We start from the raw sequence: 20,263 nt of genomic DNA on the forward strand, positions 1-20,263 counted from the left end.
GATACGGCAGGTCGCAAAATGGCGCGATAAAGGCATTAACCTGCGCGTCGCGGTCAACATTTCCGCACGTCAGCTGGCCGATCAGRCCATCTTCACCGACTTAAAACAGGTACTGCATGACCTGAATTTTGAGTATTGCCCCATTGATATTGAGCTGACGGAACGTTGCCTGATTGAGAATGAAGAACTGGCTCTTACTTTTATTCAGCAATTCAGTCGGTTAGGCGCACAGGTTCATCTGGATGATTTTGGTACCGGTTATTCGTCACTTTCTCAACTTGTGCGGTTCCCTATCGACGCCATAAAACTCGATCACGACTTTGTCAGGGACATTCAGAAGCAACCCGTTTCTCAGTCGCTGGTGCGTGCTATTGTCTCTGTCGCACAGGCATTAAATTTGCAGGTCATTGCCGAGGGCGTTGAGAGCGCTAAAGAAGATGCTTTTTTAACCAAGAACGGGGTAAATGAGCGGCAGGGCTTTCTGTTTGCGAAACCGATGCCAGCAGTCGCTTTTGAACGCTGGTATAAGCGCTATCTGAATAAGAAAATGCGCTAAGCCGGTCAGAAATGAGGACGAACATTCAGAACATATCTGGTTGTAATTACGGAATATATGATATTCCGTAATGGTTCCGGTTAATCCTGTTTCTCCTCTTCTCTTTTGATGTTATTTTTTGCATCATTAATTCCAGCCTCATTTCGATGAAAGGATAATGCCTATGTCTGATATCAACGCACAGCGCGTTGCCGAACGCATTGATACCGTACTGGATATCCTTGTCGCTGGCGATTACCACTCTGCGATCCGTAATCTTGAAATTCTTAAGGCGGAGCTGTTAAGTCAGGCGAAGGAAGACGCTGATTCCCCAGCCAGCAACCCCAGGGCACCCTGGGAGATTTGAACGTTTCATGCACGGTCTGAACGCGGGTACGCCCAGAATCAGGACCGTGCGTTATTAATCGACTCCACGGTTCCACACCGTAATAAAAATTAATGCTATGAATTCGCGACAACAGACAATTTTACAAATGGTGATCGATAAAGGTCAGATGAGCGTGGCTGAACTGGCTAAGATCACCGGTGTTTCCGAAGTGACGATTCGACAGGATCTCAACACCCTTGAAAAACAGAGTTATTTACGCCGTGCACACGGTTTTGCTGTCTCGCTGGATAGTGAAGATGTCGAAACGCGGATGATGACGAATTACACGCTCAAGCGGCAGCTGGCGGAATTTGCAGCGTCGCTGGTTAACCCCGGTGAATCGGTCTTTATCGAAAACGGCAGTAGCAATGCGCTGCTGGCGAGAGCCCTCGCGGAGCAAAAAGATGTCACCATCATTACGGTCAGTAGCTACATAGCCCATTTGCTCAAAGAGACCCCCTGCGAGGTTATCCTGCTGGGCGGGATCTACCAGAAAAAGAGCGAAAGTATGGTTGGGCCGCTCACTCGTCAGTTTATTCAGCAGGTTCACTTCAGTAAGGCATTTATCGGTATTGATGGCTGGCAGGCCGACACGGGCTTTACCGGGCGCGATATGATGCGCTCCGACGTAGTCAACGCCGTTCTGGAAAAAGGTAGTGAAGCCATTGTCCTGACGGACAGCTCAAAATTTGGCACATTACACCCCTACCCGCTTGGCCCGGTAGAGCGATTCAGTCGCGTGATTACTGATTCTAAAATCAGCGCCAGCGCGCAAATGCACATGGAACAGAGTGGGCTGACGGTAAATATTATCGACGCTCAGTAAACCCATATTTTTTCAGGTGATTAGCCAGCCGGCATATCACCTTTCCTCTGAGATGATTCTTATCTGCCAATTAAGACTATTTACCTGTCGTTTGCAGAGTAAAGTCGTAAAATTAATGTTAGCGATATAACAGGAAGTGACTATCACCTGCGTGATTAAAGTACCCCTGCGCAACACGGTTTTGCGGAAAGACTCTTTAATGTGCTTCTTTATTAACTATAATTAAAGAGAACTGGATCCCGTGAATCATTAATTCAGGAGAAAGTATTATGTTTGTAACGAGCAAAAAAATGACCGCCGCCGTACTGGCTATTACTCTGGCAATGTCTCTGAGCGCCTGTTCTAACTGGTCTAAACGCGACCGTAACACCGCAATTGGCGCGGGCGCTGGGGCTTTGGGTGGTGCAGTCTTAACTGACGGCAGCACGCTGGGTACGTTGGGTGGTGCCGCAGTCGGTGGCGTCATTGGCCACCAGGTAGGTAAATAATCGTAATTGATCTACGGTTGACCGGCTCGACACAATAATACGATTATTTTTTGTCTGTAATACAACATATATACTCTACATAATTCGGGTTGCGGGACAAAAGCCCGCAGGGGCGAGGTTAACAGATGGGACGGGTAACAAAGCCAACGCACCAGCAACGCGAAGTATGACGAATATATACAGTTAACAAAAAGCCACGGTACACATAATACCGTGGCTTTTTTCGTCAACCGCCAGCCAGCTTAACCTTCATGCCTTTGGCTTCGAGGAACGATTTAATCAAATCACGCTTATCACCCTGAATTTCAATAATGCCGTCCTTTACCGCGCCGCCGCATCCGCATTTTTTCTTCAGCTCTGCGGCTAATTTGGACAGTTCCGCATCAGCAAGGTCAATGCCGGTAATCAGGCAAACGCCTTTCCCTTTCCTTCCGCTGGTCTGACGCTGAATACGTACAATACCGTCACCTTTCGGACGCACCAGAGTCGCTTTGGGTTCATCAATTCGCCCCGTCTCTGTGGACCAGACCAGGCGGCTGTCAGAGTCTTTCATCAGGCACCTCGCTTCAGCGACGCATTAATCGTTTTCAGGGTCTGCGCTGGATCGTCTGACCGGGTCACCGGACGACCAATCACCATATAATCGACACCTGCGGCCAGCGCCTGCTCTGGCGTCATGATACGACGTTGATCGCCAGCCTCGCTACCCTGTGGACGGATACCTGGGGTGACCAACTTAAATTGCTCACCAAACGTCTGCTTAAAGCGCACCGCTTCCTGCGCTGAGCACACCACACCGTCCAGCCCGCACTTTTGCGTCAGAGCGGCCAGACGCTCTGCATGTTCCGCAGGTGACAACGTCACCCCCAGGTCCAACAAATCGCTGGCTTCCATACTGGTTAATACCGTTACTGCGATCAGAAGCGGCGCATCTTTACCAAATGACATCAGCGCTTCCCGCGCCGCTGTCATCATGCGCGCCCCGCCCGATGCGTGGACGTTAACCATCCATACGCCAAGATCCGCTGCCGCCGCAACTGCATGGGCCGTGGTATTCGGGATGTCGTGAAACTTCAGGTCCAGAAAGATATCGAATCCGCGCTGCTGTAGATCACGAACCAACTGTGGTCCAAATAGCGTAAACATCTCTTTGCCCACCTTCAGGCGGCAATCACGGGGATCGATTCTGTCGACAAATGCCAGTGCTTTATCGCGGTTATTATAATCCAGAGCAACAACGACAGGAGAATCGGTAACAGCGCGGGAAGAAGATGAAGCAGTAAACGTCATAACCAGACCTTCTTTAAGATGGGCGCCAGATGCGGCGCAATATGGGTAAACGGCGTGCATTCTACCCGGGGTAGCGAAGAATTAACAGACGCGATTCCCCTCTGCCAGACAGTTCTGGCACCGAAGCCTGAGTTTACGCTAAAAAAAAGCAATAAGGATGTTGTAACTAAATTTGCGTTTTTTTTGAAATTACAGACCATCCATTCCACGAATCGGCTTAATCGTTGACCAGGCGCGGCAGGAGGGACAGTGCCAGTACATGGTGTAAGCCGTAAAACCACACTTAGAGCAACGATAGCGCGGTTTACTGCGTACCTGTTCACCCACCATATCACGCAGCACCATCAGGCTCTCTTTTGCACGGCCCTCTTCGGCTTCATTCAGGTGGTAATCCATCAACTTATGGAATACACGCATGGTTGGATGACGCTGCAGCTGACGGGTAATGTAGATCTGTGCGGTTTCAGTTCCTTCCCGGGCTTCCAGAATATCGGCAAGCATTAGCTCAGCCGCTGCGCCAGTATTCTCTTCTACCGCACGGCGCAGGAATTCTGCCCATTCGTCATTTTTGCCCAGCTGTTGATAGCAGGTCTGCAGCATCTCCAGCGTCTCGCTGACCAGCTCTTTATCCTGGGAAATCACGCGCTGCAAGCTTTCCACCGCTTTCGCATAATCCCCTTTCGCCATCAGAACCCGGCCCATCATAATGGAAACCCTGGCGCTGTTTTTATCTGCTGCGGCCCCTTTTTTCAGCAGCGCCATGGCGCGATCCATATCTTCACTGCCCATTTGCTGCAAGGCAAGCTCACAGTAGAAATGGGCGATCTCAATACGCTGTTTATCTTTACCAAGCTTCACCAGCCGCTCAGCAACGTCAATCGCCTTCTGCCATTCGCTGGTTGCCTGGTAAATTTGCAGAAGCTGCTGTAGCGCCCCAACGCGGAAATCAGTTTCATCCGTCAACTGGTTGAACATGTCTTCCGCACGGTCATACAGGCCGGCAGCCATGTAGTCGCGCCCCAGTTGCTGAACGGCCAGCAGACGTTGCTCGTAGGTCAGCGACGCACTTTCCATGAGGGTTTGGTGGATACGGATAGCGCGGTCGACTTCGCCGCGCGAGCGGAACAGGTTTCCGAGAGTGAGATGAGCCTCAACGGTGCCGGTATCCTCTTTCAACATATCGAGGAACAGATCCACCGCTTTATCTTGTTGGTTACTCAGGAGGAAGTTAACCCCGGCGACATAGTCACGCGACAGGCGATTAGCTTCATCCTGTTTTGTTTGTTGCGCACTTCTGCGACCCATATACCAGCCATAAGCTGCAGCAACAGGTAAGAGCAGAAACAACAACTCCAGCATAGCGGATTATTCCTTCACAGCCGAAGAGTCGGCAGTGACTGCAATGTCGGTCGCTGGGGTGAGTTTAGTTTCCAGCCGCTTGATTTTACGTTCAGCCCGCGCCAGAGAGACACGTACGCGCAGCCAGAACAGACCGCAAATCAACCAGCCAATGGCGAAACCGGCAGCAAATAATACGGCCAGTAAGGTGGAGATACGATACTCCCCCTGCGCCAGCAGATAATTGAAGGTCACCTGTTGATCGTTTTGCGCGCCCAATGTTACCGAAATAACAAAAATCGCCAACACCAGTAAGAAAATGAGTAAATATTTCACATTACTTCCCGTTATGTGGTTTAAGCGAATAAATCGTGTTCAACTTACCGCATTCAGCCCTTTAAATTACCATTTTCACGGCGTGTGCGAAATGGGAAAGCTCCCTGCTATCTCATGATTTAAGGGCAAAGTGCGGAAATTCAACGGTGGTCAACCTTCTTGTTCTCGATCTGCAATCTCTTGCCTCTCTTCTGCTGGCGGCGATAAAGGGCCACAGATTCGCTGCGCCAGCCACGTTGCAAGTGTCACCAGAACCCACGAAATAAGCGTGGCAACCACTAAATCACGCGGCCAGTGCATTCCCAGCAGCAGACGACTCCCCATCACACCGGTTGCCCAGACTAACAAAATAGCAATCGTCACGGTACGCCTGCGCGGCCATAATAACCCAACGGCTAATAGCCCCCAACTGGCTGCAAACATAGTATGTCCAGAAGGAAATGCAAACCCGGTCTCTTTTTGCCAGTGCTGACGTAAGAAAGGCGCAATATTTTGCTCAGCAGAAAGCTGTTCTTTCACTAACTGACCGCGTTCCTTACGCTTTAAAGTGTAGAACTCATCCACCGGGACATGGTGCGTTTTTTCCAGCCATATGACAAACGGACGCGGTTCCTGAACCCGGTCTTTTACCCAGGATTTCAGCCCCTGACCCACTAAAATTGCGCCCGCCAGAATCATAAACAACACGACGGCGGCTTTTAAGCGAAAGCGTAAACACCAGAGAAACCAGGCACAAAGGATGACATGCGTAATAATCCCCCAGGGCTGAGTTACCGTTTCAGTGATCCAGTACAACGCTTTTAACCACCAGGTATTCTGCCCTGGCTGCCAATTCCAGCCCGAAATCCACACGGCTACAGGCATGATAAGAAGCAGAGCTGCCCCCACCGTCGTACGCTTTGCTATTGAGAGCATGACCACCCCTTTCGTCGATAAGTCTCACAATCATAACTGAAAATTACCCAGGCCGTAAAAATTGACAGATTTGTGCCATTCGGTTGTCATTCACACGGCGGCGATTAGGTGAAGTCCGTTGCCTTATGGCAAAATAAGACCATACAGAAGCCTGACAGACGATGGCACCAGCATTATCTGGAGAAATACATGCAGCTTAAACGAGTGGCAGAAGCCAAACTGCCAACCCCATGGGGTGATTTCCTGATGGTGGGATTTGAAGAACTGGCAACCGGACACGATCACGTCGCCTTAATTTTTGGCGATATTTCAGGCCAGACCCCCGTGCTGGCTCGGGTCCACTCTGAATGTCTGACCGGAGATGCACTTTTCAGCCTGCGCTGTGACTGCGGTTTCCAGCTTGAGGCAGCGCTGACGCATATTGCTGAAGAAGGCCGTGGAATTCTGCTTTATCATCGCCAGGAAGGTCGCAACATTGGTCTGTTGAATAAAATTCGTGCTTATGCGTTGCAGGATCAGGGATATGACACGGTTGAAGCTAACCATCAGTTAGGTTTTGCCGCCGATGAGCGCGATTTCACGCTGTGTGCAGATATGTTCAAACTGCTCGGCGTGGACGCTGTTCGCCTGCTCACCAATAACCCCAAAAAGGTGGAAATCCTGAGCGAAGCGGGAATTAATATTGTTGAACGCGTACCGCTGATTGTCGGGCGTAACCCAAATAACGAACATTATCTGGATACCAAAGCCGAGAAAATGGGGCATTTGTTAGGCAAATAGCGATGCGTTTAAAAAGCCTGCATTTTTCAATGCAGGCTTTTTTTGCTATTAATTCAGCATATTACGGATTACATAATGTAATATACCGTCGTTCTGGTAGTAGGTTAACTCCGTTGCGGTATCAATACGACAACGGCAAGGGACCACCTCCTTGCTGCCATCGGTCCTGGTCAGCGTCACCGGCACCGTTGCGCCTGGCTTGAGATTTTGCAAATCGGCAATATCAATCGCCTCTTCACCGTTCAGCCCCAGCGTCTGGCGCGTGACGCCTTGCGGGAACTCCAGTGGCAGGATCCCCATACCAATCAGGTTGGAGCGGTGAATACGTTCAAACGACTCCGCTATCACAACGCGAATACCCAGCAGGCGTGGCCCTTTTGCCGCCCAGTCACGGCTGGAGCCGGAACCGTATTCTTTACCGGCAATCACCGCCAGCGGCGTGTTGTCCTGCTGATAACGCATGGCCGCATCATAAATAGCAACCACTTCCGTTCCTGGCAGGTGACGCGTCATGCCACCCTCCACGCCCGGCACCATTTCGTTTCGGATACGGATATTGGCAAATGTACCGCGCATCATCACTTCATGGTTCCCGCGTCGTGAGCCGTAGGAGTTAAAATCTTTACGCTCAACGCCGTGGCTTTGCAAATAGCGCCCTGCCGGGCTGTCCGGCTTAATGGTACCCGCAGGCGAGATATGGTCGGTGGTAACGGAGTCACCCAACATAGCCAGAATCCGCGCGCCATGGATGTCCTGCACCGGGGCTGGCTTAACCTGCATATCGTCAAAAAACGGCGACAGGCGAATGTAGGTAGAGTCATCCTGCCAGCGGTAGGTATCTGAACGATCAACATGAATCGTTTTCCACTCAGGAGTACCTTCGAAAACTTCTGCGTACTCTTTGTGGAACATTTCCGAAGAGACGAGCTCAACAGCGCGGGCGATCTCTTGCGCGGACGGCCAGATATCTTTCAGATACACCGGGTCGCCTTTGTTATCATGTCCCAGCGGATCTGTTGCCAGATTGATGTTCATATTTCCGGCCAGCGCATAGGCCACAACCAGCGGAGGTGATGCCAGCCAGTTGGTTTTTACCAGCGGGTGGATACGCCCCTCAAAGTTACGGTTCCCGGAGAGCACCGCGCCGACCGTCAAATCCCCTTTCCTGATAGCCGTTTCAATCGGTTCCGGCAGCGGGCCTGAGTTACCGATACACGTGGTACACCCGTAACCCACCAGATTGAAGCCAAGCTCGTCGAGATACGGCGTGAGTTTCGCCTTCGCCAGATAGTCAGAAACGACTTTGGATCCCGGTGCCAGCGAGGCTTTCACCCATGGCTGACGTTTCAGCCCCAGCGTTACCGCTTTTTTAGCCAGCAGGCCCGCGGCCATCAGCACGCTGGGGTTTGAGGTGTTGGTACAGGAAGTGATAGCCGAGATCACGACCGCGCCGTCGGGTAACTGATACTGGTGACCGTTCAGAACATAATCGACCGGCTGGCGGTCCTTCTGCGCCGCATTTAGCTCAAGCTCACTACTGGCAGCAAATGCTTTCGGCACATCGCCCAGCGCAACACGATCCTGCGGGCGTTTGGGTCCAGCGAGGCTCGCCTCGACGTCGTTCATATCCAGTTCTAACGTGCTGGTAAAAACCGGTTCATCACCCGAATTTCGCCACATCCCCTGCGCCTTCGCGTAGGTTTCCACCAGCTCGACCTGATCCTCACTTCGTCCGCTCAGGCGCATGTATTCGAGGGTCACGCCATCAATCGGGAAGAAACCGCAGGTTGCCCCATATTCAGGCGACATGTTGGCAATAGTGGCACGATCCGCCAGCGGCAGAGAGTCCAGACCATCACCGTAGAATTCAACAAATTTGCCGACTACCCCGTGCTTACGCAGCATCTGGGTGACGGTCAATACCAGGTCAGTTGCGGTAATACCTTCACGCAGTTTTCCTGTTAATTTGAAACCCACCACGTCAGGGATCAGCATTGAGACGGGCTGGCCCAACATCGCGGCTTCTGCTTCAATGCCCCCCACGCCCCAGCCCAGAACGCCAAGGCCGTTGATCATCGTGGTGTGGGAGTCAGTCCCCACCAGCGTATCCGGGTACGCAATCCACTCGCCGTTTTGCAACTCGCTCCAGACCGCTTTGCCCAGATATTCAAGGTTAACCTGGTGACAAATCCCGGTTCCAGGCGGCACGACGCTGAAGCGGCTAAATGCCTGCTGTCCCCATTTCAGGAACACATAACGCTCATGGTTACGCTCCATTTCCAGACGCACGTTCTCTTCAAACGCGTCGTCGTCGCCAAAGCGATCAACCGTAACCGAGTGGTCAATAACCAAATCAACGGGCGACAGCGGGTTCACTTTTGCAGTATCACCACCAAGGCGTTTCACCGCCTCACGCATGGCAGCCAGATCCACCACCGCCGGAACACCGGTGAAGTCCTGCATTAAGACACGTGCCGGACGGTAGGCGATTTCGCGATCGGCATGGGCATTTTTCAGCCAGCCTGCCAGCGCGTGGATATCGTCTTCAGTAACAGAATCGCCGTCCTGCCAGCGCAGCATGTTTTCCAGCAGGACTTTGAGAGACTTGGGCAGACGGGTAATATCGCCCAGTGATTTTGCAGCCAGCGGCAGACTGTAGTAATGGTAGGTTTTGTCTTTGGCCTGCAGCGTATCCTTACTGGCTTCTCGTAGGGTTGACGACATAACTCCTCCTTAATGACAGGGTTGGATACCCTGAATCTCCTCAGGGTTAGTATTAAAGATAACACAAACAAAACGTAACGTTTTGATAACAACCCAAATTGATAAAAGAGGAAAAACCGTGCAGATGACTGGGCTAAGAAGCAAAACCTCGCCGCAGCGAGGTTTTCGATCAGTTTACAACAATCCAGATAAGTTCGGCCCAGAATAGCAGCGATAAAGAAAACGCCCCGATCCACGACCAATATTTCATATTTGCAGTAAGCATAGATGGCACCGACATAAGTTTAATTCTTAGTACTGAGAAAATCTCAGTGCGTTATTGCTGCGGTGTATAAAGAAATGGCGTGCAGCGTATTAATACCGGGCACGCAAAAAATGATAATAAAGGTGGTACTAATTATTGTTTCTGTTCTTCATCTTCATCAAATGAATCAATAAAAGCGCGCTGCTGTTCAGTAAGCTTCCATGAAGTCGGAATACCCGTAACAGACTTGTTTTTCTTATCCTGCACGCTGTCACGGCGCTGACATGTTTGATCCGAAGGTTGTACGGGTTGCCAGGAGGCCATCATTTACCCCCACACTTTCCAGATTAACAGCGCAACCACCACCCAGAACAGCGCGGAGCCGAGAAAAACAGTAAACCATGCTTTGCGTTTCAGTTCGGGGTCCCTGCGTGGTTCCTGGTTTCCGGAAGGCATTGCTGACCTCATACAATCGGTATCACTTATCATTTAAGCACCAACAATCGGTACAATTAATCATCAGATGAGACAAATCCTAATGAAACTTTAGCCAAAAATCCAGTGAATTTACGAATCGTTTCCAGTGAATAAATCAATCTTTTGATCGGAAATAAATATCTGGCAGGTGAAATTTGCGAGGTGGGTAATTAGACGCTACTTTATGACCGTTTTCCCCGATCATGAAAAGATGTTTATTTTTACAGATGCGATTTAATACAAATTTCGGTATCTCCCGATCGCAAGAGATACCGAACAAATAACGGCAGTGACTACTTTTCGGGTAATTTGATATCGTTAAACATGGCTTCGATTTCTTCATTCGAACGCAGCGCCACCGCCGCATCGACCACGTCACGCGTCAGGTGAGGCGCAAAGCGTTGAATAAAATCATACATATAGCTACGCAGGAAGGTACTACGGCGAAAACCGATTTTCGTGGTGCTATGGCTGAAAATGTCATGCGCGTTCACACGCACTAAATCAGGATCTGAAATCGGATCCACCGCCATACTGGCAATCACGCCGACCCCCAGCCCCAGACGAACGTAGGTTTTAATCACGTCAGCATCGGTTGCCGTAAACACAATACGCGGCGTCAGACCGGCCCGGTTAAAAGCCGTATCCAGCTCGGAGCGACCGGTAAAGCCGAAAGTGTAGGTGACCAGTGGATACTGCGCCAGCTCCTCTATCGTGACTGACCCTTTCGCCGCCAGTGGATGCTCCGGCGTGACGACAATTGAACGATTCCAGTGGTAGCACGGCAGCATCACCAGATCCTCATACAGGTGTAACGCCTCGGTGGCGATCGCAAAGTCGGCATTGCCTTTAGAAACCGCTTCTGCGATTTGCGTTGGCGATCCCTGGTGCATATGGAGTGAAACGCGGGGGTAGCGCTCAATAAAACCTTTGATAACGTTTGGCAGGGCGTAGCGCGCCTGGGTGTGGGTCGTTGCAATATAGAGTGACCCCTTATCGGGCCAGGTATGCTCGCCCGCCACAGACTTAATAGCGTCGACTTTAGACAGAACCTCACGCGCGATGCGAATAATCTCCTGACCAGCTGGTGTAACCTGGGTCAGGTGTTTACCGCTGCGGGCGAAAATCTGGATGCCAAGCTCGTCCTCCAGCATGCGAACCTGCTTGCTGATGCCCGGCTGAGAGGTGTAAAGTCCTTCGGCTGTTGAGGAGACATTAAGGTTGTGATTAACCACCTCAACAATATAGCGAAGCTGCTGTAATTTCATGTTAAACCGTCCAGATTAGCGCCATCAGATCATCGTTTGTACGCAGGCTTTGTGAGCTGCTAATACGATTTAATAATAAGAAAGTCATAAACTATAACCACTATATCATTTCTGTTCTTACTGTACAGACACGTTAAAAAAAGGGCCGCTTGCGCGACCCTTTAAATGCAATGACAACAGGTTGTTGTTATTTCTTACCTTCTACCCATTTGCCATCCACATAGAAGGCAGACCATCCGGTCGCCTTTCCATCTTTTTCAGCTGCGACATACTGCTGTTTGGTTTTACGGCTAAAACGCACCAGCGTCTTATTACCTTCCGGATCCTGCTGAGGCGCATCGGCCAGGTAACGCAGCTTTTCCGGCAAACGGTCGCGGAAACGATGAAGTTCTTCCACAAGCGGCGCACGCGTTTCGCGTGATTTCGGGAAGGTATTCGCAGCCAGGAAGACCCCGGCGGCACCGTCACGCAGCACGAAATACGCATCCGATTTTTCACACGGCAGTTCAGGCAGCGGCACCGGATCTTCTTTCGGCGGCGCCACTTCGCCGTTACGCAGGATCTTACGCGTGTTTTTACACTCGTCGTTGGTACAAGCCATGTACTTACCAAAACGCCCCATTTTCAGGTGCATTTCTGAACCACATTTCTCGCACTCCACGATCGGACCATCGTAACCTTTGATGCGGAACTCACCCTCTTCGATTTCATAGCCGTCGCAGGTCGGATTGTTACCACAGACATGCAGCTTACGCTTCGGATCGATAAGGTAGCTGTCCATCGCCGTCCCACATTTCTGACAGCGGCGCTTCGCACGCAACGCGTTGGTTTCGGCATCGTCGCCTTCCAGCACGTTCAGTACTTCGTTTTCCGGCACCAGGTTAATGGTGGTTTTACAGCGCTCTTTCGGGGATAACGCATAGCCGGAGCAGCCGAGGAAAACGCCGGTACTGGCGGTACGAATGCCCATTTTGCGACCGCAGGTCGGACAGTCGATGCTGGTCAGCACCATCTGATTCGGGCGCATCCCGCCCTCTTCCGGATCTTTCTCAGCCTTATCCAGCTGCTGAGTAAAATCGCTGAAGAAATGATCCAGCACGGCTTTCCACTCGGCTTCGTGGTTGGCTACCTGGTCAAGACTGTCTTCCATCTGCGCGGTAAAATCGTAGTTCATCAGTTCCCGGAAGTTCTCTTCCAGACGATCGGTGACGATTTCACCCATTTTTTCCGCATAGAAGCGACGGTTTTCAACGCGAACGTAGCCACGATCCTGAATCGTCGAAATGATCGACGCATAGGTGGACGGGCGACCGATACCGCGTTTCTCAAGTTCTTTAACCAGAGAAGCTTCGCTGAAGCGTGCTGGCGGCTTGGTAAAGTGCTGGGCTGGCGTCAGCTCTATGAGCGTCAGCGTGTCCCCTTTGTTCACCGCTGGCAGCGTACGGTCTTCATCACCCTTACGCAGGGCCGGCATGACCTTCGTCCAGCCGTCAAAACGCAGAATACGACCGCGTGCCTTCAGGCGGAAATCCCCCGCGCCAACGGTCAGCGTGGTGGAGTCGTACTGCGCTGGCGTCATCTGACAAGCGACAAACTGACGCCAGATCAGCTGATACAGTTTTTGCGCGTCGGCTTCCATGTCCTTCAGCGCTTCCGCCAGAACGGAAACATCAGAAGGACGAATCGCTTCGTGCGCTTCCTGCGAATTCTCTTTACTGGCGTACTGATTCGGGCTTTCCGGGAGATATTTTTTACCAAAATTATCGCCGATATAGCCACGAACCATGTTCACAGCATCCTGGCTCAGATTGGTGGAGTCGGTACGCATGTAGGTGATGTAGCCCGCTTCATACAGACGCTGCGCCATCATCATGGTTTTCTTCACACCGAAGCCCAGACGTGTACTTGCCGCCTGTTGCAACGTGGAGGTGATAAACGGCGCGCCAGGCTTGCTGCTGGTCGGCTTATCTTCGCGTTCCAGAACGCTATAGCGCGCTTTTTCCAGCAGGCTTACCGCAGCCAACGTCTGCTCGCGATTAACCGGACGGAAAGGCTTATCGTTCTGATGCGTTACCTGCAACGGCAGTGCATCACCGGACGGTGTATTCGTACTGGCGTCAATTTCCCAGTACTCTTCCGGGACAAACGCTTTAATTTCGCGCTCACGCTCAACGACCAGGCGTACCGCCACGGACTGGACGCGCCCCGCCGACAGGCCACGGGCGATCTTCTTCCACAGCAGCGGAGAGACCATGTAACCCACCACGCGATCCATAAAACGACGCGCCTGCTGGGCATTAACCCTGTCAATGTTCAGCTCACCGGGCTTATCGAACGCCTGACGAATCGCGTTTTTGGTAATTTCGTTAAACACCACGCGGCTGTAACGCGCGTCATCACCCCCGATCACTTCCCGCAGGTGCCATGCAATGGCTTCCCCTTCGCGGTCAAGGTCGGTTGCGAGATAGATATGATCGGCCTTTTCAGCCAGTTGTTTCAGTTCAGAGACGACCTTCTCTTTGCCGGGAAGCACTTCGTAGTGCGCATCCCAGTCATGCCACGGGTCGACCCCCATACGATTGACGAGAGCGCCACGTTCATCCTTTTTAGGCTTTTTAGCCGTTTTGGTGGAGGTAGAGTCGGCGCTCTTTTTAGCTGCTGAGCCACTGGTCGGCAAATCACGGATATGACCGACGCTGGACTTAACCACGTAGTCACTACCCAGATACTTGTTGATCGTTTTGGCTTTTGCCGGGGACTCAACGATGACAAGAGCTTTACCCATATTCACCTTTACCTAATTTGATTCTTCCAGGAATGCGTCGCACGTTGATTCACCTTCCACTGGCGACGAGACACCGATATGGTCTCTGCGACGGCGGATATCAACCCCTTGTTCCAACTCTGTACACGAAATAGTCAGGTGACTGAGTTATCAGGCTTTTTGGCCCCACAGGCGCTATAGCACGACGGAATTTCGGTCGAATGTCAAGCAAATCTGTTGCCAGATTGACGAAAGCGTCACACTGTACCTGATAAAATTCGTTACGCAACTTTATTAGCATGCAAAAACAAATCTCGCCAGTTATCCCCCCTTGACTCACCGCTACGCTTCATCATGGAATATTTGCCCATAAGCGACGCTCAGCGTAGACTAATGTCCTTGTTTAAGGAGTCAATAATGCATAAAGACACTCAACCTATCGATCGCGAAACACTGCTGAAAGAAGCCAATAAAATCATTCGTGAGCATGAAGACACGCTGGCGGGGATTGAAGCCACCGGTGTGACGCAGCGAAATGGCGTACTGGTCTTCAGCGGAGAGTACTTTTTAGACGAGCAAGGGTTACCCACCCCAAAAAGCACTGCGGTGTTTAATATGTTTAAACACCTGGCTCACGTGCTCTCTGAGAAGTATCACCTCATTGATTAATGCAAAACGCGAGGCTCCAGGCCTCGCGTTCTTGGTTCACATTAGCGGTTTTTGCCCCCGCTGCCACCAGCGTAACAGCAGACGGTCGGCGCTTTCCGCCGCACTGCCGGTGAAACGGTCCATCAGTTTCTTACGCTGCATGTAACGCACGTTCAGCACTTCATGCCCTTCCATCAGGCTGAGGATCACCTCATCACTGGTATTCACTTCATCCACCAGCCCTTTTTCCAGCGCCTGTTGACCATACCAGTGCTCACCGGTTGCGACCTGTTCAATGTCCAGAACCGGACGCATGCGATGAACAAAATCTTTAAACAGATGATGCGTTTCATTCAGGTCTTCGCGGAATTTCTGTCGCCCCTCTTCCGTGTTTTCGCCAAGCAGCGTCAGCGTTCGTTTGTATTGTCCTGCGGTGTGCAATTCAATATCAATATCTTTGCCTTTCAGGAAACGGTTGAAATTAGGGATCTGCGCCACGACGCCAATAGACCCCACGATGGCAAACGGCGCGGAGACAATTTTATCGGCCACACAGGCCATCATATAGCCGCCGCTCGCCGCCACTTTGTCGACCGTGACGGTCAACGGGATCTGCTTGTCACGCAGACGCTGGAGCTGCGATGCGGCCAGACCATAGCCGTGTACAACGCCGCCAGGACTTTCCAGGCGAACCACCACCTGATCCTGCGGTTTAACCACCGCTAACACTGCGGTTATCTCTTCACGCAGCGCGCTGACCTCATGCGCATCCATGCTGCCCTTAAAATCCAGTACCCAGACGCGGGGTTTGTCGGAAGACGGGCTTTCCCCCAGCTTCGCTTTGGCCTTAGCCGCCTTCGCCTCCAGTTTGTGTTTTTTCTTTTGTTCTTTGTGCCAGAGCTTCTGTTGATGGCTATCCAGTAGCGCCATCGCCAGTTCGTCCTTCATCTCTTTATATTGTTCGCTGAGATTCGTTACCCGCAGTTCGCCCCGCAGGCGTTTGCGCTGAGCAACATTCACGATAATGATGGCAATCGCCGCAATAGCGCCCACAACAGTGACGATTTTAGCCAAAAACAACCCATATTCAGACAACAATTCCACACGTCCCACCTTGGTTAAACAACACAACTGCGGTTCAGTTTACATCAGCGATCCTGAGTCGTCTCGCAGAGATATTCAGGGATAAAAAGTATGACAAAGTGTTCATTTTGCGGCGTTATCACCGTTGACTGATTGAAAAAGCGCAGGGTTTCAGGCATAAACCCGAAAAGTTAACGAAAAGATAACTGGCAGGGTGACCGATCGCGTCACCGAGGAGTAGCCGTGCATTACCAACCAAAACAAGATTTACTGCGGGATCGCATCATTCTGGTTACCGGTGCCAGCGATGGCATTGGTCGCGAAGCCGCACTCACCTATGCTCGCTACGGTGCAACCGTCATACTGATGGGGCGCAACGACGAGAAATTACGCCAGGTTGCCCATACCATCGCCCACGAAAGCGGCAGCCAGCCACGATGGTTTACCCTTGACCTTTTGACCTGCACATCGGCGGAATGTCACCAGCTTGCGCAGCGTATTGCTGCGCACTATCCCCGCCTCGACGGGGTTCTGCATAATGCCGGACTGCTGGGTGACATCGGTCCAATGAGCGAACAGGATCCGCAGATCTGGCAGGATGTCATGCAGGTCAACGTCAATGGGACGTTCATGCTGACTCAGGCGCTGCTTCCTTTATTACTGGCGTCCGATGCCGGTTCGCTGGTCTTTACCTCATCCAGCGTCGGTCGTCAGGGGCGTGCAAACTGGGGGGCCTATGCCGCCTCAAAATTTGCGACCGAGGGAATGATGCAGGTGCTGGCAGATGAATATCAAAACCGCCCTCTGCGGGTTAACTGTATCAACCCCGGTGGAACGCGAACCGGTATGCGCGCCAGTGCTTTTCCGGGCGAAGATCCGCAAAAGCTCAAAACCCCTGCCGATATCATGCCACTTTATTTATGGCTGATGGGCGACGACAGTCGTCGCAAAACCGGCATGACTTTCGACGCCCAACCGGGCCGTAAACCAGGAATTGCCCAATGAGTGAAGAACGCTATCAGCAGCGCCAACAGCGCGTAAAAGATCGGGTGGATGCCCGGGTCGCACAGGCCCAGGACGAGCGTGGCATTGTTATTGTCTTTACCGGCAACGGCAAAGGGAAGACAACCGCCGCATTCGGGACGGCGACCCGCGCTGTCGGACATGGTAAAAAAGTGGGTGTGGTGCAGTTTATCAAAGGCACCTGGCCCAACGGCGAACGTAATCTGCTGGAACCGCATGGCGTAGAATTTCAGGTCATGGCGACCGGATTTACCTGGGATACTCAGAATCGTGAATCCGACACGGCGGCCTGTCTGGCTGTGTGGGAACAGGGTAAACGAATGTTAGCCGATCCTGGTCTGGATATGGTTGTGCTGGATGAGCTGACTTATATGGTGGCCTATGATTATCTGCCGCTGGAAGCGGTGATCGACGCCTTAAACAACCGTCCGGCGCAACAAACGGTGATTATCACCGGTCGTGGCTGCCATCGGGATATTCTTGAACTTGCGGATACCGTCAGCGAGCTTCGTCCCGTCAAACATGCCTTCGAAGCGGGGGTGAAGGCGCAGATGGGCATCGACTACTAAAAAAGGCCCCTGGGGCCTTTTTCCTGTCAAGCTTACGGGTCATTAACCGTTGTTGTTACGACCACCTGAACGGCGACCACCGCCCATCTGGCTGTGACGTTTAACGGCACGACGGATCTGGTTAGCCTTCATGCGGCGGCGGTCTTTTTCCACCGCCACTTTAGAGGTGGTTTCGGGTTCCAGCTCCACCAGTTCACGCAGGTAGTTGGTCTGCGCAAGATCCAGTTCCGTCCAGCCACCGCGTGGCAACCCTTTCGGCAGTGGTATATCACCGTAGCGAACGCGAATCAGACGGCTCACCTGCACGCCAACCGCTTCCCACAGGCGACGAACTTCACGGTTACGCCCTTCAGTCAGCGTCACGTTATACCACTGGTTAATGCCTTCACCGCCGGTAAACTTGATGGTTTTAAACGCCGCCGGACCATCTTCCAGCTGCACGCCACGGCTCAGGTCGCGCAGCTTTGTTTCATCAAGCTGACCAAATACGCGCACTGCGTATTCACGCTCAACTTCGCGACTCGGGTGCATCAGGCGGTTCGCCAGTTCACCGTCGGTGGTAAACAGCAGCAGACCGCAGGTGTTAACGTCCAGACGTCCGACCGCAATCCAGCGCGCACCGCGCAGTTTAGGTAAGCGATCGAACACAGTTGGACGCCCTTCCGGGTCGTTACGGGTACACAATTCGCCTTCTGGTTTGTAATAGGCCAGAACGCGACAAATTTGCTCCGCAGACTCTTTCACGGAGATTAGATGACCGTCGATACGGATTTTCAGCGCCGGCGTCACTTCAACGCGATCGCCAAGCTTTGCGATTTTGCCGTCAACGCTCACGCGTCCAGCTTCAATAATCGATTCGATTTCACGGCGGGAGCCGTGGCCGGCACGCGCCAGCACTTTCTGTAACTTTTCGCTCATAGAGCTTCCTTTAGTGTCGCCTTCCCAGGCGTCGAACAGGAGAATCAATGGCGCTTTGTCACGCCATTTTAAGGCCGCGTAGTATACAGAGTTGTGCCCTTATAAGAAAGGTTTTACATCACCCACGCCTTCACGCAAGACCACCGGAGAATCATCGGTCAGATCGATAACCGTTGTCGGCTGTTGACCGAGATAACCACCGTGAATAATCAGATCCACCACTTTCTCCAGGCGATCCTTAATCTCTTCCGGATCCGACTCGGTAAACTCACTGCCAGGCAACATCAGCGAAGTCGAGAGCATTGGCTCACCAAGCGCTTCCAGAAGCGCAAGAGCAATGGGATTCGACGGTACGCGCAGCCCGATGGTTTTACGTTTTTCCTGCAACAGGCGACGCGGCACCTCTTTCGTCCCTTTCAGGATAAAAGTGTAATTGCCCGGCGTGTTGTTCTTGATAAGACGGAAGGCAACGTTATCAACAAATGAGTACGTCGACAGCTCGGACAAATCGCGGCACATCAAGGTGAAGTTGTGACCATCCGGCAGCTGGCGAATACGGCAAATGCGGTCCATCGCGCTTTTGTCTTCAATTTTACAACCGAGCGCGTAGCCGGAGTCGGTTGGATACACAATCACCCCGCCTTTACGCACAATCTCAACGGTCTGGTTGATCAGACGTTGCTGCGGGTTTTCAGGATGAATATAAAAAAACTGGCTCATACTTCCCTCACTGTGGTCTGGGGCTGTTCCCATAACTGCCATACACCTTCAACGCCCGCTGGCAGCCAGAGTTTGCGACCCAGTTCAATCCATGGGCAAGGTTGATGAAAATCAGACCCCTGTGATGCCCATAGATGATTCTGTCGCGCTAGCGTCGCCAGCTGGGTACGTTCATTGGGCGATTGCTGGCACTGCGCCACTTCCATCGCGTCTCCGCGATGGTCGGCAAAATGCGCAACCAATCTTTTCAGCCACTTGGCGCTAAGGTCGTAACGCCCCGGATGGGCCAGCACCGCCTTACCGCCAGAATGATGAATCACATCAATAGCTTGTTCTATTGTACACCACTGTGGCGGAACGTAACCGGTTTTCCCACGGGCAAGATAATTTTTAAAAACATCGGCCATCGTCGTCGCTTTTCCACTTTCCACCAGAAAGCGGGCAAAATGACCACGGGTCACCCCGCCGCCATTCGACAGCTTCAGCGCCGCCTCCCATGCGCCGGGGATATGGGCTTTCTCCAGCCTTTCGGCAATCAGCCGCCCGCGCGTTTGTCGTCGTTCCGTCTGCTGCGCCAGAAAATCCCGCAATCCCGGATTATCAATATCGATATTGAGTCCTACGATGTGAATTTCATGATTTTCCCACACCGTCGAGATCTCCACGCCGGCGATCAGGTTGAGCGCCAGGCCTGAACGTGAAATTTCATCTCTTGCTGCCGCAATCGCGGCGGTGGTGTCATGATCGGTAATCGCCAGCGTGCCAACCCGCATCTCTACCGCACGGTGTACCAACGCTTCTGGCGTCAATCGCCCATCAGATGCCGTTGTGTGACTGTGCAGGTCGTAAATCACTGCGTAATTCGTGTCGCTCAAAGCGAGCTCCCATCTCAATAAATGTACTTTCACGTACATCATAACGTTTCCGGG

General features: G+C 52.1%; 23 protein-coding genes. 8 read left to right on the forward strand and 15 right to left on the reverse strand.

All coding sequences use genetic code 11. The features are described from left to right. The 4 genes from C3432_RS00005 to osmB all read left to right on the forward strand — a co-directional run. A partial coding sequence (locus tag C3432_RS00005) for an EAL domain-containing protein (protein WP_146050984.1) occupies positions 1-556 on the forward strand: 556 nt, incomplete at its 5' end. Between the two features lie 163 nt (positions 557-719). After that, a complete protein-coding gene (locus C3432_RS00015) occupies positions 720-902 on the forward strand; it encodes a YciZ family protein (protein ID WP_103774680.1) in 183 nt (60 codons plus the stop codon). 97 nt (positions 903-999) lie between these two features. Next, positions 1,000-1,749, forward strand: coding sequence for a DNA-binding transcriptional regulator YciT (gene yciT, locus C3432_RS00020; protein WP_103774681.1), 750 nt, complete (start codon positions 1,000-1,002; stop codon positions 1,747-1,749). Between the two features lie 269 nt (positions 1,750-2,018). Beyond that, positions 2,019-2,237: an osmotically-inducible lipoprotein OsmB gene (osmB, locus tag C3432_RS00025; RefSeq protein WP_000498253.1), complete on the forward strand. Its 219-nt coding sequence runs from the start codon at positions 2,019-2,021 to the stop codon at positions 2,235-2,237. A 226-nt stretch (positions 2,238-2,463) separates the two neighbouring features. Here osmB and yciH read toward each other — a convergent pair whose 3' ends face one another. The 5 genes from yciH to pgpB form a co-directional block, all read right to left on the reverse strand. Next, on the reverse strand, positions 2,464-2,790 hold the full coding sequence (gene yciH / locus C3432_RS00030; RefSeq protein ID WP_103774682.1) for a stress response translation initiation inhibitor YciH: 327 nt from the start codon (positions 2,788-2,790) through the stop codon (positions 2,464-2,466). Beyond that, positions 2,790-3,527 carry an orotidine-5'-phosphate decarboxylase gene (pyrF, locus tag C3432_RS00035; protein ID WP_103774683.1) on the reverse strand — a complete coding sequence of 246 codons (738 nt, stop codon included), beginning with the start codon at positions 3,525-3,527 and terminating at the stop codon, positions 2,790-2,792. Before pyrF ends, yciH begins: the two co-directional genes overlap by 1 nt. Positions 3,528-3,716: 189 nt before the next feature. Then, entirely contained in the window at positions 3,717-4,886 is a 1,170-nt protein-coding gene (gene lapB, locus C3432_RS00040; RefSeq protein WP_103774684.1) for a lipopolysaccharide assembly protein LapB, read from the reverse strand. A gap of 6 nt (positions 4,887-4,892) precedes the next feature. Continuing rightward, complete coding sequence (locus C3432_RS00045; protein ID WP_103774685.1) at positions 4,893-5,201, reverse strand: LapA family protein; 309 nt, start codon at positions 5,199-5,201, stop codon at positions 4,893-4,895. Positions 5,202-5,351: 150 nt separating this feature from the next. After that, the gene (gene pgpB / locus C3432_RS00050) at positions 5,352-6,116 is read right to left on the reverse strand and encodes a phosphatidylglycerophosphatase B (RefSeq protein ID WP_103774686.1); all 765 of its coding nucleotides are present in this window, start codon (positions 6,114-6,116) and stop codon (positions 5,352-5,354) included. Between the two features lie 189 nt (positions 6,117-6,305). Between pgpB and ribA the strand changes: the two genes are divergently transcribed. Next, positions 6,306-6,896 (forward strand): GTP cyclohydrolase II, encoded by a 591-nt coding sequence (ribA, locus tag C3432_RS00055; RefSeq protein ID WP_103774687.1) that lies wholly within the window; start codon positions 6,306-6,308, stop codon positions 6,894-6,896. A 48-nt stretch (positions 6,897-6,944) separates the two neighbouring features. Here ribA and acnA read toward each other — a convergent pair whose 3' ends face one another. The 6 genes from acnA to topA form a co-directional block, all read right to left on the reverse strand. Beyond that, positions 6,945-9,620 (reverse strand): aconitate hydratase AcnA, encoded by a 2,676-nt coding sequence (acnA, locus tag C3432_RS00060; RefSeq protein WP_103774688.1) that lies wholly within the window; start codon positions 9,618-9,620, stop codon positions 6,945-6,947. A 169-nt stretch (positions 9,621-9,789) separates the two neighbouring features. Next, positions 9,790-9,885: a small membrane protein YmiC gene (gene ymiC / locus C3432_RS28280; RefSeq protein WP_258041585.1), complete on the reverse strand. Its 96-nt coding sequence runs from the start codon at positions 9,883-9,885 to the stop codon at positions 9,790-9,792. 132 nt (positions 9,886-10,017) lie between these two features. Then, positions 10,018-10,191, reverse strand: a complete 174-nt coding sequence (locus C3432_RS27595) for a hypothetical protein (RefSeq protein ID WP_181012879.1) — start codon at positions 10,189-10,191, stop codon at positions 10,018-10,020. Then, a complete protein-coding gene (locus tag C3432_RS00065; RefSeq protein ID WP_219816705.1) occupies positions 10,192-10,332 on the reverse strand; it encodes a YmiA family putative membrane protein in 141 nt (46 codons plus the stop codon). A gap of 302 nt (positions 10,333-10,634) precedes the next feature. Next, on the reverse strand, positions 10,635-11,609 hold the full coding sequence (cysB, locus tag C3432_RS00070) for an HTH-type transcriptional regulator CysB (RefSeq protein WP_103774690.1): 975 nt from the start codon (positions 11,607-11,609) through the stop codon (positions 10,635-10,637). A gap of 187 nt (positions 11,610-11,796) precedes the next feature. Then, positions 11,797-14,394: a type I DNA topoisomerase gene (gene topA, locus C3432_RS00075; protein WP_103774691.1), complete on the reverse strand. Its 2,598-nt coding sequence runs from the start codon at positions 14,392-14,394 to the stop codon at positions 11,797-11,799. A gap of 396 nt (positions 14,395-14,790) precedes the next feature. On the opposite strand from topA, the gene C3432_RS00085 reads away from it, so the two are divergent. Beyond that, positions 14,791-15,042 (forward strand): YciN family protein, encoded by a 252-nt coding sequence (locus C3432_RS00085; protein ID WP_103774693.1) that lies wholly within the window; start codon positions 14,791-14,793, stop codon positions 15,040-15,042. A gap of 36 nt (positions 15,043-15,078) precedes the next feature. Here C3432_RS00085 and sohB read toward each other — a convergent pair whose 3' ends face one another. Beyond that, entirely contained in the window at positions 15,079-16,125 is a 1,047-nt protein-coding gene (sohB, locus tag C3432_RS00090; RefSeq protein ID WP_103774694.1) for a protease SohB, read from the reverse strand. Positions 16,126-16,347: 222 nt separating this feature from the next. Here sohB and C3432_RS00095 point away from each other — a divergent pair, with 222 nt between their 5' ends. After that, positions 16,348-17,109: a YciK family oxidoreductase gene (locus tag C3432_RS00095; RefSeq protein WP_103774695.1), complete on the forward strand. Its 762-nt coding sequence runs from the start codon at positions 16,348-16,350 to the stop codon at positions 17,107-17,109. Then, positions 17,106-17,696 carry a cob(I)yrinic acid a,c-diamide adenosyltransferase gene (gene cobO / locus C3432_RS00100; protein WP_103774696.1) on the forward strand — a complete coding sequence of 197 codons (591 nt, stop codon included), beginning with the start codon at positions 17,106-17,108 and terminating at the stop codon, positions 17,694-17,696. Before C3432_RS00095 ends, cobO begins: the two co-directional genes overlap by 4 nt. A gap of 42 nt (positions 17,697-17,738) precedes the next feature. Here the strand turns inward: cobO and rluB are convergent, their stop codons facing one another. From rluB to rnm, 3 genes are all read right to left on the reverse strand, one after another. Beyond that, positions 17,739-18,614: a 23S rRNA pseudouridine(2605) synthase RluB gene (rluB, locus tag C3432_RS00105; protein WP_103774697.1), complete on the reverse strand. Its 876-nt coding sequence runs from the start codon at positions 18,612-18,614 to the stop codon at positions 17,739-17,741. 99 nt (positions 18,615-18,713) lie between these two features. Continuing rightward, complete coding sequence (locus C3432_RS00110) at positions 18,714-19,334, reverse strand: L-threonylcarbamoyladenylate synthase (RefSeq protein WP_103774698.1); 621 nt, start codon at positions 19,332-19,334, stop codon at positions 18,714-18,716. Next, on the reverse strand, positions 19,331-20,209 hold the full coding sequence (rnm, locus tag C3432_RS00115) for an RNase RNM (protein WP_181012854.1): 879 nt from the start codon (positions 20,207-20,209) through the stop codon (positions 19,331-19,333). Before rnm ends, C3432_RS00110 begins: the two co-directional genes overlap by 4 nt. Positions 20,210-20,263: the final 54 nt, after the last annotated feature.

Source organism: Citrobacter amalonaticus (genome assembly GCF_002918555.1).
Classification (GTDB): Bacteria; Pseudomonadota; Gammaproteobacteria; order Enterobacterales; family Enterobacteriaceae; genus Citrobacter_C; species Citrobacter_C amalonaticus_A.

Excerpts from the sequence above, each read along its gene's own strand:
- C3432_RS00015 (WP_103774680.1), top strand. The coding sequence starts at position 720 with ATGTCTGATATCAACGCACAGCGCGTTGCCGAACGCATTGATACCGTA.
- yciT (WP_103774681.1), top strand. The coding sequence starts at position 1,000 with ATGAATTCGCGACAACAGACAATTTTACAAATGGTGATCGATAAAGGT.
- osmB (WP_000498253.1), top strand. The coding sequence starts at position 2,019 with ATGTTTGTAACGAGCAAAAAAATGACCGCCGCCGTACTGGCTATTACT.
- yciH (WP_103774682.1), bottom strand. The coding sequence starts at position 2,790 with ATGAAAGACTCTGACAGCCGCCTGGTCTGGTCCACAGAGACGGGGCGA.
- pyrF (WP_103774683.1), bottom strand. The coding sequence starts at position 3,527 with ATGACGTTTACTGCTTCATCTTCTTCCCGCGCTGTTACCGATTCTCCT.
- lapB (WP_103774684.1), bottom strand. The coding sequence starts at position 4,886 with ATGCTGGAGTTGTTGTTTCTGCTCTTACCTGTTGCTGCAGCTTATGGC.
- pgpB (WP_103774686.1), bottom strand. The coding sequence starts at position 6,116 with ATGCTCTCAATAGCAAAGCGTACGACGGTGGGGGCAGCTCTGCTTCTT.
- ribA (WP_103774687.1), top strand. The coding sequence starts at position 6,306 with ATGCAGCTTAAACGAGTGGCAGAAGCCAAACTGCCAACCCCATGGGGT.
- acnA (WP_103774688.1), bottom strand. The coding sequence starts at position 9,620 with ATGTCGTCAACCCTACGAGAAGCCAGTAAGGATACGCTGCAGGCCAAA.
- ymiC (WP_258041585.1), bottom strand. The coding sequence starts at position 9,885 with ATGCTTACTGCAAATATGAAATATTGGTCGTGGATCGGGGCGTTTTCT.
- C3432_RS27595 (WP_181012879.1), bottom strand. The coding sequence starts at position 10,191 with ATGATGGCCTCCTGGCAACCCGTACAACCTTCGGATCAAACATGTCAG.
- C3432_RS00065 (WP_219816705.1), bottom strand. The coding sequence starts at position 10,332 with ATGAGGTCAGCAATGCCTTCCGGAAACCAGGAACCACGCAGGGACCCC.
- cysB (WP_103774690.1), bottom strand. The coding sequence starts at position 11,609 with ATGAAATTACAGCAGCTTCGCTATATTGTTGAGGTGGTTAATCACAAC.
- topA (WP_103774691.1), bottom strand. The coding sequence starts at position 14,394 with ATGGGTAAAGCTCTTGTCATCGTTGAGTCCCCGGCAAAAGCCAAAACG.
- C3432_RS00085 (WP_103774693.1), top strand. The coding sequence starts at position 14,791 with ATGCATAAAGACACTCAACCTATCGATCGCGAAACACTGCTGAAAGAA.
- cobO (WP_103774696.1), top strand. The coding sequence starts at position 17,106 with ATGAGTGAAGAACGCTATCAGCAGCGCCAACAGCGCGTAAAAGATCGG.
- rluB (WP_103774697.1), bottom strand. The coding sequence starts at position 18,614 with ATGAGCGAAAAGTTACAGAAAGTGCTGGCGCGTGCCGGCCACGGCTCC.
- C3432_RS00110 (WP_103774698.1), bottom strand. The coding sequence starts at position 19,334 with ATGAGCCAGTTTTTTTATATTCATCCTGAAAACCCGCAGCAACGTCTG.